Origin of the sequence: Micromonospora sp. NPDC049240 (assembly GCF_040647835.1) — a bacterium.
Classification (GTDB): Bacteria; Actinomycetota; Actinomycetes; order Mycobacteriales; family Micromonosporaceae; genus Micromonospora.
In genome coordinates this window covers 38,323-54,286 of sequence record NZ_JBEZCX010000010.1, presented here as the reverse complement: position 1 = coordinate 54,286, position 15,964 = coordinate 38,323, and the positions used below count along the sequence as shown (strand labels likewise).

12 protein-coding genes are annotated in these 15,964 nt (G+C 73.3%); 10 read left to right on the top strand and 2 right to left on the bottom strand.

Features of this window, described 5'->3' with window-relative positions; translation table 11 throughout:
* Window positions 1–22 precede the first annotated feature (22 nt).
* From dxr to AB0B02_RS16860, 5 genes are all read left to right on the top strand, one after another.
* On the top strand, window positions 23–1,237 hold the full coding sequence (gene dxr / locus AB0B02_RS16880; protein ID WP_281935629.1) for a 1-deoxy-D-xylulose-5-phosphate reductoisomerase: 1,215 nt from the start codon (window positions 23–25) through the stop codon (window positions 1,235–1,237).
* Entirely contained in the window at window positions 1,234–2,481 is a 1,248-nt protein-coding gene (locus tag AB0B02_RS16875; RefSeq protein ID WP_281935627.1) for a site-2 protease family protein, read from the top strand. The genes dxr and AB0B02_RS16875 overlap by 4 nt, the downstream gene beginning before the upstream one ends.
* A 9-nt stretch (window positions 2,482–2,490) precedes the next feature.
* Window positions 2,491–3,666, top strand: coding sequence for a flavodoxin-dependent (E)-4-hydroxy-3-methylbut-2-enyl-diphosphate synthase (ispG, locus tag AB0B02_RS16870; RefSeq protein WP_281935625.1), 1,176 nt, complete (start codon window positions 2,491–2,493; stop codon window positions 3,664–3,666).
* Window positions 3,667–4,014: 348 nt separating this feature from the next.
* Complete coding sequence (locus AB0B02_RS16865) at window positions 4,015–5,139, top strand: family 43 glycosylhydrolase (protein ID WP_281935623.1); 1,125 nt, start codon at window positions 4,015–4,017, stop codon at window positions 5,137–5,139.
* 34 nt (window positions 5,140–5,173) lie between these two features.
* Window positions 5,174–6,049, top strand: coding sequence for an endonuclease/exonuclease/phosphatase family protein (locus AB0B02_RS16860; RefSeq protein ID WP_357301050.1), 876 nt, complete (start codon window positions 5,174–5,176; stop codon window positions 6,047–6,049).
* Between the two features lie 75 nt (window positions 6,050–6,124).
* Here the strand turns inward: AB0B02_RS16860 and AB0B02_RS16855 are convergent, their stop codons facing one another.
* Complete coding sequence (locus AB0B02_RS16855; RefSeq protein ID WP_357301048.1) at window positions 6,125–6,721, bottom strand: PadR family transcriptional regulator; 597 nt, start codon at window positions 6,719–6,721, stop codon at window positions 6,125–6,127.
* A 137-nt stretch (window positions 6,722–6,858) separates the two neighbouring features.
* Between AB0B02_RS16855 and AB0B02_RS16850 the strand changes: the two genes are divergently transcribed.
* The 5 genes from AB0B02_RS16850 (at window position 6,859) to AB0B02_RS16830 (ending at window position 14,844) form a co-directional block, all read left to right on the top strand.
* A complete protein-coding gene (locus AB0B02_RS16850; protein WP_357301046.1) occupies window positions 6,859–7,698 on the top strand; it encodes a GNAT family N-acetyltransferase in 840 nt (279 codons plus the stop codon).
* 90 nt (window positions 7,699–7,788) lie between these two features.
* Complete coding sequence (locus tag AB0B02_RS16845; RefSeq protein ID WP_357301043.1) at window positions 7,789–8,511, top strand: ATP-binding cassette domain-containing protein; 723 nt, start codon at window positions 7,789–7,791, stop codon at window positions 8,509–8,511.
* A complete protein-coding gene (locus tag AB0B02_RS16840; protein WP_357301041.1) occupies window positions 8,508–10,658 on the top strand; it encodes a YhgE/Pip domain-containing protein in 2,151 nt (716 codons plus the stop codon). Before AB0B02_RS16845 ends, AB0B02_RS16840 begins: the two co-directional genes overlap by 4 nt.
* 10 nt (window positions 10,659–10,668) lie before the next feature.
* Window positions 10,669–11,262, top strand: a complete 594-nt coding sequence (locus AB0B02_RS16835; protein WP_281935611.1) for a TetR/AcrR family transcriptional regulator — start codon at window positions 10,669–10,671, stop codon at window positions 11,260–11,262.
* 90 nt (window positions 11,263–11,352) lie between these two features.
* Window positions 11,353–14,844: an ABC transporter ATP-binding protein/permease gene (locus tag AB0B02_RS16830; RefSeq protein ID WP_357301038.1), complete on the top strand. Its 3,492-nt coding sequence runs from the start codon at window positions 11,353–11,355 to the stop codon at window positions 14,842–14,844.
* Between the two features lie 42 nt (window positions 14,845–14,886).
* Here AB0B02_RS16830 and AB0B02_RS16825 read toward each other — a convergent pair whose 3' ends face one another.
* Complete coding sequence (locus tag AB0B02_RS16825) at window positions 14,887–15,954, bottom strand: NADH:flavin oxidoreductase/NADH oxidase (protein ID WP_357301036.1); 1,068 nt, start codon at window positions 15,952–15,954, stop codon at window positions 14,887–14,889.
* Window positions 15,955–15,964: the final 10 nt, after the last annotated feature.

Sequence of the window (15,964 nt, the reverse complement as noted above, 5' to 3'; positions counted from 1 at the left end):
GGCGCTGGGGAACAATGGGCGCGTGACCACTCCCCGAGACCTCGTGCTGCTCGGCTCGACCGGCTCCATCGGCACCCAGGCCATCGACATCGTCAGGCGCAACCCCGGCCGGTTCCGGGTGGTCGCGCTCGGCGCCGGCGGCGGCAACGTGGCGCTGCTGGCCGCGCAGGCGCTGGAGCTGGGCGTGGCGGCGGTCGGGGTGGCGCGGGCATCCGCCGCACAGGATCTCCAGCTCGCGTTCTACGCCGAGGCGAGCCGGCGCGGCTGGGCCTCCGGCGACTTCAAGCTTCCCAAGATCGTGGCCGGGCCGGACGCGATGACCGAGCTGGCGCAGTGGCCGTGCGACGTCGTGCTCAACGGCGTGGTCGGCTCGTTGGGCCTGCCGCCGACGCTGGCCGCGCTGCGCGCCGGGCGTACCCTCGCGCTGGCCAACAAGGAGTCGCTGGTGGCCGGCGGCCCGCTGGTCAAGGCCGCGGTGACGCGGCCGGGGCAGATCGTCCCGGTCGACTCCGAGCACTCGGCGCTGGCGCAGTGCCTGCGCGGCGGCGCCCGGGGCGAGGTGCGCCGGCTGGTGGTCACCGCCAGCGGCGGGCCGTTCCGGGGCCGGCGGCGCGAGGAGTTGACCGACGTCACACCGGAGCAGGCGCTGGCGCACCCGACCTGGCAGATGGGCCCGGTCGTCACGATCAACTCCGCCACCATGGTCAACAAGGCGCTGGAGGTCATCGAGGCGCACGAGCTGTTCGACGTGCCGTACGCCGACATCGAGGTGATGGTCCACCCGCAGTCGGTGATCCACTCGATGGTCGAGTTCGTCGACGGCTCCACGCTCGCCCAGGCCAGCCCGCCGGACATGCGGCTGCCCATCGCGCTGGGCATCGGTTGGCCGGACCGGGTGCCCGACGCCGCCGCCGCGGTCGACTGGACCACGGCGCACACCTGGGAGTTCACCCCGCTCGACGACGCCGCCTTCCCGGCGGTGGCGCTGGCCAAGGCGGCCGGCGAGGCGGGACGGTGCCGGCCGGCGATCTACAACGCGGCCAACGAGGAGTGCGTGGCCGCGTTCGTGGCGGGCCGGCTGCCGTTCCTCGGCATCGTCGACACCCTCGGGCGGGTGCTGGAGGACGCTCCCGACTTCGACGAACCAGGTACCGTCGAGGACGTGCTCGCCGCCGAGTCGTGGGCACGGGCGCACGCCCAGGAGATCATCGTCGGGTCGGTGGAAGGAGCTCGATGAGCTATCTGCTCGGGGTGGTGCTGTTCGCCCTGGCGATCCTCATCTCGGTGAGCCTGCACGAGGCGGGGCACATGATGACCGCCAAGGCGTTCGGGATGAAGGTCACCCGCTACTTCGTCGGCTTCGGGCCGACGCTCTGGTCGTTCAAGCGGGGCGAGACGGAGTACGGCGTCAAGGGCATCCCGCTCGGCGGCTTCTGCAAGATCGTCGGAATGACCCCGCAGGACGACGACGTCGAGCCCGGGGACGAGAAACGCGCCATGTGGCGCTACCCGGTGTGGAAGCGGACGATCGTGATGTCCGCCGGCTCCGCGATGCACTTCGCCATCGCGCTGGTCGCGCTCTGGATCATCGCGGTCTCCGCCGGTCTGCCGAACCCGAAGTTCCCCACCACCGAGGCCGGCTTCCGGGCCGAGCCGGCGGTGATCGCGCTCGCCCCGTGCGTGGTGGTGGAGAACGCCCCCCGCGCCTGCCAGGCCGGCGACCCGGCCAGCCCGGCCGGTCAGGCCCAGCTCAAGGACGGCGACCGGATCACCGCGGTGAACGGCCGACCGGTCTCCACCTGGGGCGACATGCTCGACGTGGTCCGCGGCACACAGCCCGGCCCGGCCACCGTCGCCTACCTGCGCGACGGCACCCCGGCCACCGCCACCGTCGACCTGGCGTCGGTGCAGCGCCCGCCGCTGAACGACCCCAAGGGCGCCACCTCGGCGGTCTCCGCGCTGGGCGTGGCGCTGCGACCCAGCACGCCGACCCGGGTGGAGTACGGTCCGGTCGCCGCGTTCGGCGCCACCGCCGACTTCACCGGCAACATGGCGGTGCAGACCTTCCACGCCATGCAGCGCATCCCGCAGAAGGTGCCGGCGCTGTGGAACGCGATCACCGGCGCGGAGCGCGACGTGGACACCCCGATCAGCGTGGTCGGCGCCAGCCGGCTCGGCGGCGAGGCCGTGGAGAACAACGCCTGGCTGGTGTTCTTCATGCTCTTCGTGTCGCTGAACTTCTTCATCGGCGTGTTCAACCTGCTGCCGCTGCTGCCGCTGGACGGCGGCCACATCGCCATCGCCTGGTTCGAGCGCGCCCGCTCCTGGCTCTACGCCCGGATCGGCCGCACCGACCCGGGTCGCGTCGACTACCTCAAGCTCATGCCCCTCACGTACGCGGTGATCCTGGTGGGTGGCGTGTTCACGCTGCTGACCGTCACCGCGGACGTCGTCAACCCGATCACGCTCTTCTCAAGGTGAGTGCCTGAAGTGACCGCTGTCAGTCTCGGTATGCCCCCCGTACCGCCGCCCCCGCTGGCCCCGCGCCGGGCCAGCCGCCAGATCATGGTCGGTTCGGTGCCGGTCGGTGGTGGCGCACCGGTCTCGGTGCAGTCCATGACCACCACCCTCACCGCCGACGTCAACGCCACGCTCCAGCAGATCGCCGAGCTGACCGCGTCCGGCTGCCAGATCGTCCGGGTCGCCGTGCCGTCGCAGGACGACGTGGAGGCGCTGCCGGCGATCGCGCGCAAGTCGCAGATCCCGGTGATCGCCGACATCCACTTCCAGCCGAAGTACGTCTTCGCCGCGATCGACGCGGGCTGCGCCGCGGTGCGGGTGAACCCGGGCAACATCCGGCAGTTCGACGACAAGGTCAAGGAGATCGCCAAGGCGGCCGGTGACGCGGGCACGCCGATCCGGATCGGCGTGAACGCCGGCTCGCTGGACAAGCGCCTGCTGGCCAAGTACGGCAGGGCCACCGCCGAGGCGCTCGTCGAGTCCGCGCTCTGGGAGTGCTCGCTGTTCGAGGAGCACGGCTTCCGGGACATCAAGATCTCGGTCAAGCACAACGACCCGGTGGTGATGATCCGCGCCTACCGGCTGCTCGCCGAGAAGTGCGACTATCCGTTGCACCTGGGCGTCACCGAGGCCGGCCCGGCGTTCCAGGGCACCATCAAGTCGGCGGTGGCGTTCGGCGCGCTGCTTGCCGAGGGCATCGGTGACACGATCCGGGTCTCGCTCTCCGCCCCGCCGGTGGAGGAGATCAAGGTCGGCGCGGCGATCCTGGAGTCGCTGGGCCTGCGCGAGCGCGGCCTGGAGATCGTCTCCTGCCCGTCCTGCGGCCGGGCCCAGGTCGACGTCTACAAGCTGGCCGAGGAGGTCACCGCCGGCCTGGAAGGGCTGCCGGTGCCGCTGCGCGTCGCGGTCATGGGCTGTGTGGTGAACGGTCCGGGTGAGGCCCGTGAGGCCGACCTGGGCGTCGCCTCCGGCAACGGCAAGGGCCAGATCTTCGTCAAGGGCAAGGTCGTCAAGACCGTGCCGGAGGCGCAGATCGTGGAGACGCTGATCGAGGAGGCGCTGCGGATCGCCGACGAGATGGGCGCCGAGATCCCCGAGGAGCTGCGCGAGCTGCTGCCGGGCGGCGCCACCGTCACCGTGCACTGACCCGCGTTCCGTCTCACCGTGCGGCCGTTCCCTCCGGGGGGGCGGCCGCACGAGCCGTCTCGGGCGTTGCCGTCCCTCCGCCGCCGACCCGGCGACGCTGGTGCCGGGCGTCGCACGCGGCACCGCCGCGCAAACCGTCACCTTCACCGCCCGGAACGTCGCCGAGGGGTTCGACGTGGTTCAGCTCCTCGACCGGACCGGGTGACCCGGCGGTGGCGCTGGCACCACAGCCGACCTCGACGCTTTCCACAGAGTTATCCGAGCATTACCCCATAGCGATTGCATACTTGCGTATGTGCATGCTTCGATGGGCAGCGTTCGCGTGTCGTGGAAGCCGGAAGGAAAAACGTGAGACCTTTTTCCATTGTGGTCGCGGCGGCACTGGCGCTGGCCGTACTGGTACCACCCACGGTTTTCGACGCCGACCGAGGCGCGGCGGCGGCAGTGCGGGCCGACGTACTCGACGCTGAAGACGAATCCCAGGACTTTCCTTTTCCCGGCGCCGACACGATTGCTCTCCACGACGGGTCCGACAAGTACATCACCTATGGCGCCAGTGCCGGCGGACGCAAGGTGCCCTACGCCATATCCGGCTCCGGCAACGTCGTCGGCACCTCGCCGGTGGTGGCCGGCGACGCCCTGCCCGACGGCGGCGGCGCGTGGGTCGAGGCCGGCTCCGGCATCTGGACTCCCGCCGCGTTCTACCACGTCAAGGACGGTGTGGGTCGCTACTACCTGTTCTACACGGCGACCCGGAAGAACGACGACGGACGCAAGTGCATCGGCGTGGCGCGGTCAAGGAGCCCGTACGGCGCGTTCGTCGCCGAGGACACCCCCATCGTCTGCCCGGACAAGGGCAACCGCTGGGCGCTCGACGCGGATGTCACCACCGGGCCCGAGGGCGCGATCTGGATGACCTGGCGCGACGGCCAACGTGCCGAAGGGCCCGAATCCGCGCTGTCGGTAATGATGCTGACGTTCAACACCAACGGCACGGTCGACCGCAACAGCGATCCGGTGGTCATCCTGCGCAGCGACAACCTCGCCTGGACGAGATGGCGGGACACCGGCGGGGTGACGGTCATCGAGAACCCGAGCGCCTTCTACCACAACGGATCGTGGTACCTGTTCTACTCCGGAAACAGCTGGAGCGAGAACTACTATTCGACCGGAATCGCGTTCTGCGGCACGAAGATTGACGGCGGCCCCTGCTCGCCACTGCCGGGGCCCAACCGTGCCTGGTTCTCGTACTCGGGGCCGGCCGTGCACCTCCCCGACGATATGCGCAAACGGTCGTTGCCGGGAAACAAGCGCGGCCCAGGCGCGATGGACGTCTACCGCGCCCGGGACGGCAAGCCGTGGGTGACCTGGAACTACCTCGCCGACCAGAGCAGCGGGCGGAAGAGCCGCACGGGTCGCCTCGTGATCACCGGATCGGGCGCCGCCGCTGATTTCAAGGTCGAGCTTCCCTAGTCCGTCACAGTCCACACTGCCGAAAGGGCCGTTCGTGAGTAACCGAAGGATCAACCTTGCCCGCCGGGCCGCCGCGGTGGTGGCCTCAGTCACCGCGCTCGCGCTGCTCCAGCCCGCTGCCCCGGCCGTCGCGGCGAACGCGACATTCCAGGTCGGCACGCTCAACATCTACAATGGCCTCACCCACGCGAAGTTCCTTGAGGATCTGCAACTGATCACGTCGAAGGCGGACCTGGTCGGCCTCAACGAAGTTGGTGCCCGGAAGGACTTCCTGACGACGTGGGCCAGCGACAACGGCTGGTGGTTCTACTCGCCGGGCGGGGTCAACCAGGCGGGTGAGGCCCTGCTCGCCAAGAAGAGCATGTTCGACCGTGTCGACGCGGGCTCCCAGTTCGCCTGTGACACCAACGGAGCCGGTGAGGTACCGCCCGCCCGGTACAACAACTGGGTCAAGTACCAGCACAAGGCCAGCGGGCGCAGCGTCTACCACATCAACTTCCACGCCAACGCCAGCATCGAGGACAACGGCCGCCCCACCGACCTGCCCCGTACCGACTGCGCGGCGAAGCAGTTCCAGATGGTCAAGGACCTCGCCCGCGCCAAGAAGGACGACGGTCAGGTCGTCGTCAGCGGTGACCTGAACGTCGACTTCAGCGCCGACCGGGCGTACGGGTCGCCCGTGTTCCCGTGGAAGGTCTTCGAGGCCAACGAGCTGCCGAACCTGCGGTCGGTATACAACCTGTACGGCGAGAAGGGTACGGGTACCCACGGAAACCGGCACATCGACTACATCTACTTCTGGAAGCGGGTCGACGGGTTCCGCTACCTCTGGATGACCGACTACCGCATCATCGGCGGCACCAACTCCGACCACCAGGGAGTTGTGGCCGACTTCGCAATCGAACTCTGAGCATCGCGCCGACCACGTGGCGGGAGTGGACGGCGAACCCGGGCGCCGCTGGACCCGACGACACCCGGGCGGCGTTCAGTCGGACTCGGCGAGGATGGCGTAGAGCTTGCGGCGGGTCTCGTCGAGCACCTGGGCGGCGCGGGCGCGTTGGTCGTCGGTGCCGGTGGTCATCACCTGCCGCAGCGCGTTCATGGCCTGGGTCCCCGCGTCGCGGATGTCGTGCCAACTGTTGACGGTCTGCTCGGCGAACTCCGCCCAGGGCGGGGCCTCCGCCGCCTGGGCGGCCTCGGACTGCCCCTGTTCGGTGAGGGCGAAGCGCTTGCGCCCGCCGTCGGAGTCGGCGGCGGTGGCGATGACGCCCTCGTCCTCCAGCAGTTGCAGCGTCGGGTAGATCGACCCGGGGCTGGGCCGCCAGGCCCCGCCGGTGCGGGCGTCGATCTCCTGGATCATCTCGTAGCCGTGCATCGGCCGCTCGGTGAGCAGGGCCAGCACGGCGCCGCGCACGTTCGGCCGGCGGCCGCGACCCCGGCCGCCCCGGCCGCGCCCGTGGCCGTGCGGCCCGTGCGGCCCGGGTGGGAACGGCGGCGGACCCGGGGGTACGGGCGGGAAGCCGAAGCCGCCGTGCCGGTGCATCTCGTCGTGCATGGTGTGGACGTGTCGACGGAAACCCATCGGACTCTCCTTCGTCGGGGACTATCGCTGATGCATCAACGATATATCGGCAATGCATCGTCGACAAGACGTGACGGGAGTGTGTGAGTGCCCGGTCGGCCCACCGGCTCCCGGCTGCGTCTGGCAGGCTGGTAACCGTGCTCACGATGCCGGTACGCCAACTGGGGGAGTCGGAGCGCCGTTCGGTCGAGCGGCTGCTCGACCTCGACCCCTACGCCGGCGCGCAGGTCGCCGAGCGGGTCGCGGCGCGCGGCCTGGCCTGGTGGCGGGCCGAGGCACGGATCCTCGGCTACGGCTCCCGGCGCAACCTGGAGTCGATCTGCTGGCTGGGCGGCAACCTGACCCCGGTGCTCGCGTCCGAGTCGGCGGTGGCCGCGTTCGCCGAGCAGTTGGGCGAGGAGGAGCGGCTCTGCTCCTCGATCGTGGGTCGCGCCGACGCGGTGCTCGGCCTCTGGGACCTCCTCTCCGCGCACTGGGGGCCGGCCCGGGACGTACGCCCGAACCAGCCGTTGCTGGCCACGGACGCGCCGCCGCCGGTGGCGCCCGACCCGCAGGTGCGTCGCGTGCGCGTCGGTGAGGTGGACCGGCTCTTCCCGGCGGCGGTGGCGATGTACACCGAGGAGGTCGGCGTCTCGCCGCTGGCCGAGGACGGCGGGCGCGGCTACCGGCGGCGGGTGACCGAGCTGGTGCGCGCCGGCCGGGCCTACGCCCGGTTCGTCGACGGCCGGGTGGTCTTCAAGGCCGAGCTGGCGGTGGTGACCCGGCGCACCGCGCAGGTGCAGGGGGTCTGGGTGGCGCCCGAGTGGCGCGGCCGGGGCATCGCGGTCGCCGCGATGGCCGCGGTGGTCCGCGACGCGCTGGCCCGGGTCGCGCCCACGGTCAGTCTCTACGTCAACGACTTCAACCAACCGGCCCGGCGCGTCTACGAGCGGTGCGGCTTCCGCCCGGTCGGCACGCTCGCCACCGTGCTGTTCTGAGGATCACCCCGCCTCGCCTTGCCCCGAACCGGACACCCGGCGCTATGCTGGTCATGTTTTTGTACTGACCAGTCAGTCTAGAAGGGTGCCATGGCAATCGTCGAGGCCAGCGGATTGGGACTACGGACCCGTCGGGGCTGGGTCTACCGGGACGTCGACCTCACCGCGGCCCGCGGTGAGCTGCACGCGGTCACCGGCCCGCCCGGAAGCGGTCGCACCTCGCTGCTGCTCGCGCTCGCCGGGCGTTTCCCGCACAGCCACGGCGAGCTGCGCCGCCGCGGCCCGGCCGCGCTCGGCCAGGTGGCCGGCGTGCACGAGCCCGACCCGACGCTCACCGTCGCCGAGCACATCACCGAACGGCTGCTGCTGCTCGGGCCGGTGCCGCGCCGCCGCCGGCAGCTCGTCCCGGTGGCCGCGTTGCGGGCCCGCCGCGCCTACCGCCGCGACGCCTACGCCACCGCCATCGCCGGCGCCGGCTTCACCGACGCCCCCCTCGACCCCGACCGGTACGGCCGCGACCTGACCCCGGTCGACCGGCAGGTGCTCGGGCTGGTGCTGGCCAGCCTCGGCGGCCCCAGCCTGATCGTCGCCGACGACGTGGACGCCGGCGCCGACCGAGGCGAACGGGAGTGGATCTGGGCCGCGCTGGAACGCCTCGCCGACCAGGGGTACGCGGTGGTCGCCAGCGCCCGGGCCGTCGAGCCCGGCGTCACCGCCACCGTGCACCGCATCGGTGACCCGGCGCTGCCCACCCCCGCCCTGCCCGGTCCCGTTGCGACCGCTCCCGTTCCGACCGCCGAGGTGACCGCATGAGCGTGCTGCGACTGGCCCTGTTCGAGCTGCGCCGGATGACCCGGGGCCGGCTGCCGCGCGCCGCGCTCGCCGTGCTCACCGTGGTCCCGCTGCTCTACGGCGCGCTCTACCTCTACGCGTTCTGGGACCCGTACGGGAACCTCGACCGGATCCCGGTCGCGCTGGTCAACGCCGACCGACCGGCGAAGGCGGCCGACGGCAGCGAGGTGCACGCCGGCCGGGACCTCGCCGACGAACTGGTCGACCGCAAGGTCTTCGGCTGGACCGTCACCGACCAGGCCGACGCCACGAAGGGCCTCCGCGACGGCCGCTACCATCTGGTCTTCTCCATCCCGGCCGAGTTCTCGGCCACGCTCGCGGCCAGCCCCGACCCGGACCGGCCGGCCCGGCAGGGCGAGCTGAAGGTGGTCAACGACGACGCCACCAACTACCTCTCCGGGCTGCTCGCCCGCTCCGCGTTCAGCGAGATCCGGGCTGCCGCCGCGGAGAGCACCGCCGCCTCGTACTTCGACAAGATGCTGATCGGCTTCACCGACGCCAAGGCCGAGACCGGCCGCGCCGCCGACGGGGCCGGAAAGATCTCCGACGGGCTCGACGCCTCCCAGCGGGGCGCCGGGCAGCTCGCCGACGGGCTCGGCGACGCCGAGAACGGCGCCGGGCAGCTCGCCGGCGGGCTGAACACGTCCGTCCAGGGCGCCGACAAGCTGGCCAAGGGCCTCGACCAGTTGCAGACCGGCGCCGCCCAGCTCGCCGACGGCGCCGGCCGGGCCGCCACCGAGACGAAGGCCGCCGCCGCCACCGTCGACGCCGCCGCCGACAGGTACGAGCCGGTGCTGCGCCGCAACGCCGACAAGATCCAGCAGGCGGCCACCGCGGTGGCCACCGGCGCGCAGCAGCTCGCTGCCGGCCTGGACGCGCTGCCCGCCAAGGCCGACGAGGTGGTCAGGCTGGCGCAGGAGATCTCCGACCGGCTCGACGCGGTCGCGAAGGAACACCCCGAGCTGGCCGACGACCCGAACTTCGCCGCCGCCCGCACGGCCGCCGACCGGGCCGTCACCCAGGCCGAGGCGCTGGCGTCCGCCGTGGACAAGTCCGACCTGGCCGCGCTGAAGAAGCAGATGACCGAGGTCGCGAAGACCGCCCGGGAGGTGGCCGCCGCCGCGCCACATCTGGCCGACGACGTCGCCGCCGCCCGGGCCAAGGTCGACAAGCTGGCCAGCGGCCTCGGCACGCTGGCCCAGGGCAGCGCCAAGCTCCGCGACGGGCTCGGTGACGCGTCCACCGGCGCCGACCAGTTGCGCGGCGGGCTCTACCAACTGTCCACCGGCGCCCGCGCGCTCGACGGCGGCCTGGCCCGGCTCGGCACCGGCAGCACCTCGCTCGTCGACGGGCTGACCAAGCTGGAGGGCGGCGCCGGCGACCTCGCCGACGGGCTCGCCGCCGGCGAGAAGAAGCTGCCCGGGTACGACGACGCGGCCAGTCGCGCCGACGTGCTCGGTGACCCGGTCGGCCTGATCCGCGACTCGCAGCACCCGGCCGGCTCGTACGGCGTGGGCTTCGCCCCGTACTTCCTGGCGCTGGCGCTCTGGGTCGGCGCGATGATCACGTACATGCTGTTGCGGCCGGTCAACCGGCGCCACGTGATGTCCGGCGCGCCCGGCTGGCGGGTGGTGCTCGCCGGCTGGCTGCCCGCCGCCGGGATCGGCCTGGCCCAGGTCGCCGTGCTCTACACCGTGGTGACGCTGGCGCTCGGGCTGCATCCGACGCACGGCGCGGCGACGTTCGGGCTGCTCGCGCTCACCTCGCTGGCGTTCACCGCGATCATGCAACTGCTCGGCGTGGCGCTCGGCCCGGCCGGCCGGCTGGCCGCGCTGGCGCTGCTGATGCTCCAGCTCACCTCGTCCGGCGGCACCTACCCGGTGCAGACCTCGCCCGGCTTCTTCCAGGCCATCCACCCCTGGCTGCCGATGACGTACGTGGTCGGCGGCCTGCGGCACACGATCAACGGCGGGCCGGCCGGCCCGGTGGTCACCGGCGCGCTGGTGCTGCTCGCGTTCGGCCTGGGCGCGCTGGCGCTCGGCGTCGGCGCGGCGCGCCGCTCCCGCCGGCTCACCCCGGCCAAGCTGCACCCCGAACTGACCATGTGAGGATGGGCCGGTGACGGACGGACGGACCCGCCGGCGGGAGGACACCCGCCAACGACTCTTCGTGGCCGCGGTGGACCTGATCGCCGAGCAGGGCTTCTCGGCCACCACGGTGGACGACATCGCGGCTCGCGCCGGGGTGGCGAAGGGGACCGTCTACTACAACTTCGAGTCCAAGACGGTCCTCTTCGAGGAGCTGCTGCGACACGGCATCGGCCTGCTCACCGCCGAGTTCCGGGCCGCGGTCGACGGGCTGCCGCCGCGCGAGGCGCTCGCCGCGCTGGTCCGCGCCGAACTGGACTACATCCGCCGCTACCGGGCCTTCGCCCAACTGCTGCTCTCCGAGATGTGGCGCACCAACCGGGAGTGGCAGCAGACGCTGCGGCTGCTGCGTGGCGAGGCGATCGAGGTGATCGCCGAGACGGTCCGGGCCGGGGTGGACAACGGCGACCTCCCGGCCGACCTGGACGTGCGCACCGCCAGCTCGGCGCTGTTCGGCGTCGGGCTGGTGGTGGCCGTGGACTGGCTGGTGTTCCAGCCCGAGCGGCCGATCACCGACGTGCAGGAGGCGCTGCTCGGCATCGTCCGCCGGGTCGCCCGGACCTGACCGGAACGCGGTAATTCGGTTGAACCACGCCGGGCCGACGGGAAGGCTGGGTGCACCGCCCCCACCCGTCCGAGTCCGGAGGACCGTCCTATGCGCCTGCTCCGAGACCTCTGGGCCACCGCGCCCCGGCGGATGGCGGCCGTTCTGCTGCTGATCGTGCTGGGCGCCGGTGGCCAGGCCGCCGCCTCCGCGCTCGCCGGGCCGGTGCTCGTGCACCGCTCGTCCGGCTGGTTCGTCGCGCTGGCCGTGGCGCTGGTCGCCGCCGTCGTCACCGACCTGCTGATCGGGCTGATCATGGCCCGGCTCACCGCCGACTGGTCCGCCGACGTGCGTCGCCGGCTCTGCCGGGTCGCGCTCGGGCAGGAGCTGCCGGCCCTGGAGACCACGCCGGTCGGCGAGCTGCTCGACCGGATCGACAACGACGTCTACCAGGTCGCCGCCGAGATGCGGAACACCGGCGTACGGCTGGCGCAGGGCATCGCCGTCTGTGTGCTCGCCACCGTCAGCGCGCTCGTCGTCTGGTGGCCGGCCGGCGTGGGGATGGTGCTGCTCACCACGCTGCTCGCGGTCGTGCTGCGCCGGCCCACCGCCCGCATCGCCCCGGCCCGGATGGCCGAGGAGGAGGCCTGGTCCGACCTCGCGGCCGTGATGGAGGAGGCGGTGCACGGGCAGGACGACGTGCGCACCAGCCTGGCCCGGCCGTACGTGCTGCGGCTCTACGCCCGCCGCGCGGCCGAGGTGGTCGCCCGCTGCGGCCGGGTGTTCCGGCTCTCCGCCCGGGTCACCTCGGTGGCCGCCGGTGGCGTCCGGGCCGGCATCGCCGGTGTGGTGCTGGCCGGCGCGTGGGCGCTGTCGACCGGGCGGGTCGACGCCGCCCGGCTCACCGCCGTCTGGTTGCTCGCCATCGCGTTCGGCGCCACCGTCGAGCACATCGCCCGCTGGGTGCCGCACCTGCAACAGGCGTTCGGCGCGTGGGCCCGGGTGCAGTTGCTGGCCGGCGCGCGGCAGGAGCCGGCCGGCGGGGCCGCCCCGACCGACGGCGACCTGAGCGTGCGCGGGCTCACCTTCCGCTACCCGGTCGCCGGCGAGGAGCGCGGCCCGGCACTGCGCGACGTGCGGCTCGACTTCGTCCGCGGGCGCTCGTACGCGCTGGTCGGGCGCACCGGCTCGGGCAAGTCGACGCTGGCCAAGGTGCTCACCCGGGCGGTGGAGGTGCCCCGTGGCACCGTCTTCCTGGGCGACACCGACCTGGTCGACCTGGACGTCGAGGAGCTGCGCCGGTGGATCGCCGTGGTGCCCCAGCGCACCGAGATCCTCGCCGGCACGCTCGCCGAGAACGTCGCGTTGCACGACCCGGAGCTGCTCGACGCCGCCGAGCGGGCACTGGCCGAGCTGGGCCTGGCCGGCTGGATCGCCGAGCTGCCCGACGGGGTGCACACCCGGCTCGGCGAGGGCGGGCACGTGCTCTCCGCCGGCCAGGAGCAACTCGTCGCGTTCGCCCGCATCCTGGTCCGGGACCCGCACGTGGTGATCCTCGACGAGGCCACCGCGCGACTCGACCCGGTCACCGAGAACCGGGTCCGCGAGGCCACCGAGCGGCTGCTCACCGACCGGATCGGCATCGTCATCGCGCACCGGCTCTCCTCGGTGCGCCGCTGCGACGAGGTGGTGGTGATGGCCGACGGCGCGGTGCTGGAGGCCGGCCCGATGCGCGAGTCCGCCCGCTTCGCCGAGCTGCTCGCCACCAGCCACGCCGGGGCGTACGCGGGCACCGGCGCGCGGCGCGGCGGCGTGGAACTGCTCGACGCGCCCGGCTGGGCCGACGAGGCGGCTCCGGTCGTGGCGCCGGCCCCCGCGCCGCGTCGCGCCGGGATGCCGCGCGCCGAACCGCCGCCGGCGCCGCCCGCGCCGCCCGCGCGGACCATGCGGGAGATCCTCCGGCTCGGCCTGAACGATCCCCGGTACGGCCTGGCCGCGGTCGCCATGTTCGTCGTGATGACGCTGCTCGGGCTGGACGGTTCGGTGCTGCCCTGGCTCTGGGCCGAGCTGGTCGCCGGCGGCGACCCGTGGCTGCCGGCGCTCGGCATCGCCGCCGCGCTGCTGCTGGTGCTGCCGCTGCCCTACCTCACCAACCTGTGGTTCCCGCAGTGGTGGATCCGGCAGATGCTGCGGATCAGCGCCCGACTGGTGCACGGGCAGACCGGCGCGCGCCGGGTCAGCGGGCACACCCCGGCCGAGGTGGTCGCGCAGGGCGGCGACACCGACCGGGTGGTGCAGCTCGCCGACAACCTGATGGACCAGTTCATCTCGCTGGCCATCGTGCTCACCATGACGCTGGTGACCGGCAGCTTCGTGCCGGCGCTGTTCTTCGTCGGCACGATGGTGGTCTCCGGGCTGGCGGCGACGCTGTTCGGGCCCCGGCTGGAACGCACCGCCGCCGGCACCGTCGCCGCCCGCGCCGCGTTCGCCACCGCGCTGGTCTCCGCGCTCTCCGCCGCCCGCACGGTGAAGCTGGCCGGTGCCACCCGGCCGGTGCTGACCCACCTCGCCGGGCTGGACGCGGTGCGCAGCGAGCGGCAGCGCCGGGAGATCGCCATGCAGGTGTGGGCCCGCTCCACCCCGGCGGTCGTCAGCGGGCTGCTGCCGATCGGGGCCTGGGCGCTCTACCTGACCGGCGGGCTCTCCGCCGGCGCCACCCTGGTCGCGGTCTCCACGCTGGGCGCGGCCCGCTGGTTCGCGTGGACCACCGCGGCGCTGGTCTCGCAGTACCCGTCGGCCCGGGTGTGGACCCGGCGGACCGTGGCGATGACCGGGACGGCCAACTACTCCGAGCCGGTGCCCGGGCTGGACCTGGTCGCCGGCACCGCGCCCGCGCCGGAACCGCCGCCCCGGCACCCGCTGCGCCGGCTGGAGCTGGCCGGCTTCGGCGCGCTGCACTCCGACGGCACGCTCGCCGTCCGCGACGTCGACCTGGTGGTCGAACGCGGGCAGTTGGTGCTGGTGGTCGGCCCGGTCGGGGCCGGCAAGTCGTCGCTGCTGCGCGCGCTCGCCGGGATCGTGCACCACGTCGGCGCGTTGCGCTGGAACGGCGAGCCGGTCACCGAGCCGGAGCTGTTCCTGCGCCCCAACCAGGTCGGCTACGTGGGCCAGCTACCCCGGGTGCTCTCCGGCACGGTGGCCGAGAACATCGCGCTCGGCCACCCGGTCGACGCCGCGAGCGCGGTGTCGACCGCCCAGCTCGACCACGACCTGGCCGCCGCCGGGGGCGGGCTCGGGCTGCTCATCGGGCACAAAGGGACCCGGCTCTCCGGCGGCCAGCTCCAGCGGCTGGCGCTGGCCCGGGCGCTCGCCCCGCGTACCGAACTGCTCGTCGCGGACGACGTGTCGTCGGCGCTGGACGTGACCACGGAGCTGGCGCTCTGGGCGGCGTTGCGCGAGCACGGGGTGACCGTGGTCGGCTCGACCGCCAAGCGGGCCGCACTGGTCCGCGCGGACCACGTGGTGGTGCTTGTCGACGGCGTGGTCGCCGACCAGGGCGCGTGGTCCGACCTGGAACCCCGCTGGAACCACCTGGCCGGCTGACCGCCGGGCCCCGACCCGCCCAAGGGTCGGGGCCCGGCGTGGTCAGAACGCGCGGGCGTACTGGTCGGGCCAGGCCGGGGTGGCGCCCAGCTTGGCGGCGGCGCGGCGCGGCCAGTACGGGTCGCGCAGCAGTTCCCGGCCCAGCAGCACCAGGTCGGCCTCGCCGCCGGCCACGATCTGCTCGGCCTGCTCGGGCTCGACGATCAGGCCCACCGCGCCGGTCGGCACGGCCGCCTCGCGGCGGATCCGGGCGGCCAGCGGCACCTGGTAGCCGGGGCCGACCGGGATCGACGCCTTCGCCGCCGCCCCGCCGGAGGACGCGTCGACCAGGTCCACGCCGGCGGCGGCCAGCTCGCCCGCGAGCACCACGCTGTCCTCGATCGTCCAGCCGCCGTCGGTCCAGTCGGTGGCCGAGATCCGGGTCAGCACCGGCACCGCCTCGCCGACCGCGGCGCGGACCGCGCGCGCCACCTCCAGGGTGAGCCGCATCCGGCCGGCCCGGTCCCCGCCGTAGCCGTCGGTGCGCCGGTTGGTCAGCGGGGACAGGAACTCGTGCAGCAGGTAGCCGTGCGCCGCGTGGATCTCCACCGCGGCGAAGCCGGCGTCCACCGCCCGCCCGGCGGCGATCGCGAACGCGTCCACCACCGCCGCGACGCCGGCCTCGTCGAGCGCGGTCGGGGTGCGGTAGTCGCTGACGAACGGGTCGACGCCCGGGCCGACCGGCGTCCAGCCGCCCTCGGCGTCCGGCACGCCGCCGCGCCGCTCCGCCCACGGCCGGTACGTCGACGCCTTGAACCCGGCGTGCGCGAGCTGCACGGCCGGCACCGCGCCCTGGCCGGCGACGAACGCGGTGACCGGCCGCCACGCGTCGACGTGCGCGTCGGACCAGAGCCCGACGTCCTGCGGGCTGATCCGCCCCTCCGGCACCACCGCGGTCGCCTCGGTGAGCACCAGCCCGGCCCCGCCGACCGCGCGGGAACCGAGGTGGACGCGGTGCCAGTCGGTGGGCAGCCCGTCGGGCCCGGCACTGTACTGGCACATCGGCGCCAGCGCGATCCGGTTGGGCAGTGTGACGCCGCGCAGGGCGAGCGGGGTGAACAGGGCGCTCATGCGGTTCTCC

What these genes read in the sequence shown, in the direction of transcription:
- AB0B02_RS16845 (WP_357301043.1), top strand. Translation starts at nt 7,789, where the DNA reads ATGGCAATCGTCGAGGCCAGCGGATTGGGACTACGGACCCGTCGGGGC.
- AB0B02_RS16875 (WP_281935627.1), top strand. Translation starts at nt 1,234, where the DNA reads ATGAGCTATCTGCTCGGGGTGGTGCTGTTCGCCCTGGCGATCCTCATC.
- AB0B02_RS16825 (WP_357301036.1), bottom strand. Translation starts at nt 15,954, where the DNA reads ATGAGCGCCCTGTTCACCCCGCTCGCCCTGCGCGGCGTCACACTGCCC.
- AB0B02_RS16840 (WP_357301041.1), top strand. Translation starts at nt 8,508, where the DNA reads ATGAGCGTGCTGCGACTGGCCCTGTTCGAGCTGCGCCGGATGACCCGG.
- AB0B02_RS16830 (WP_357301038.1), top strand. Translation starts at nt 11,353, where the DNA reads ATGCGCCTGCTCCGAGACCTCTGGGCCACCGCGCCCCGGCGGATGGCG.
- AB0B02_RS16855 (WP_357301048.1), bottom strand. Translation starts at nt 6,721, where the DNA reads ATGGGTTTCCGTCGACACGTCCACACCATGCACGACGAGATGCACCGG.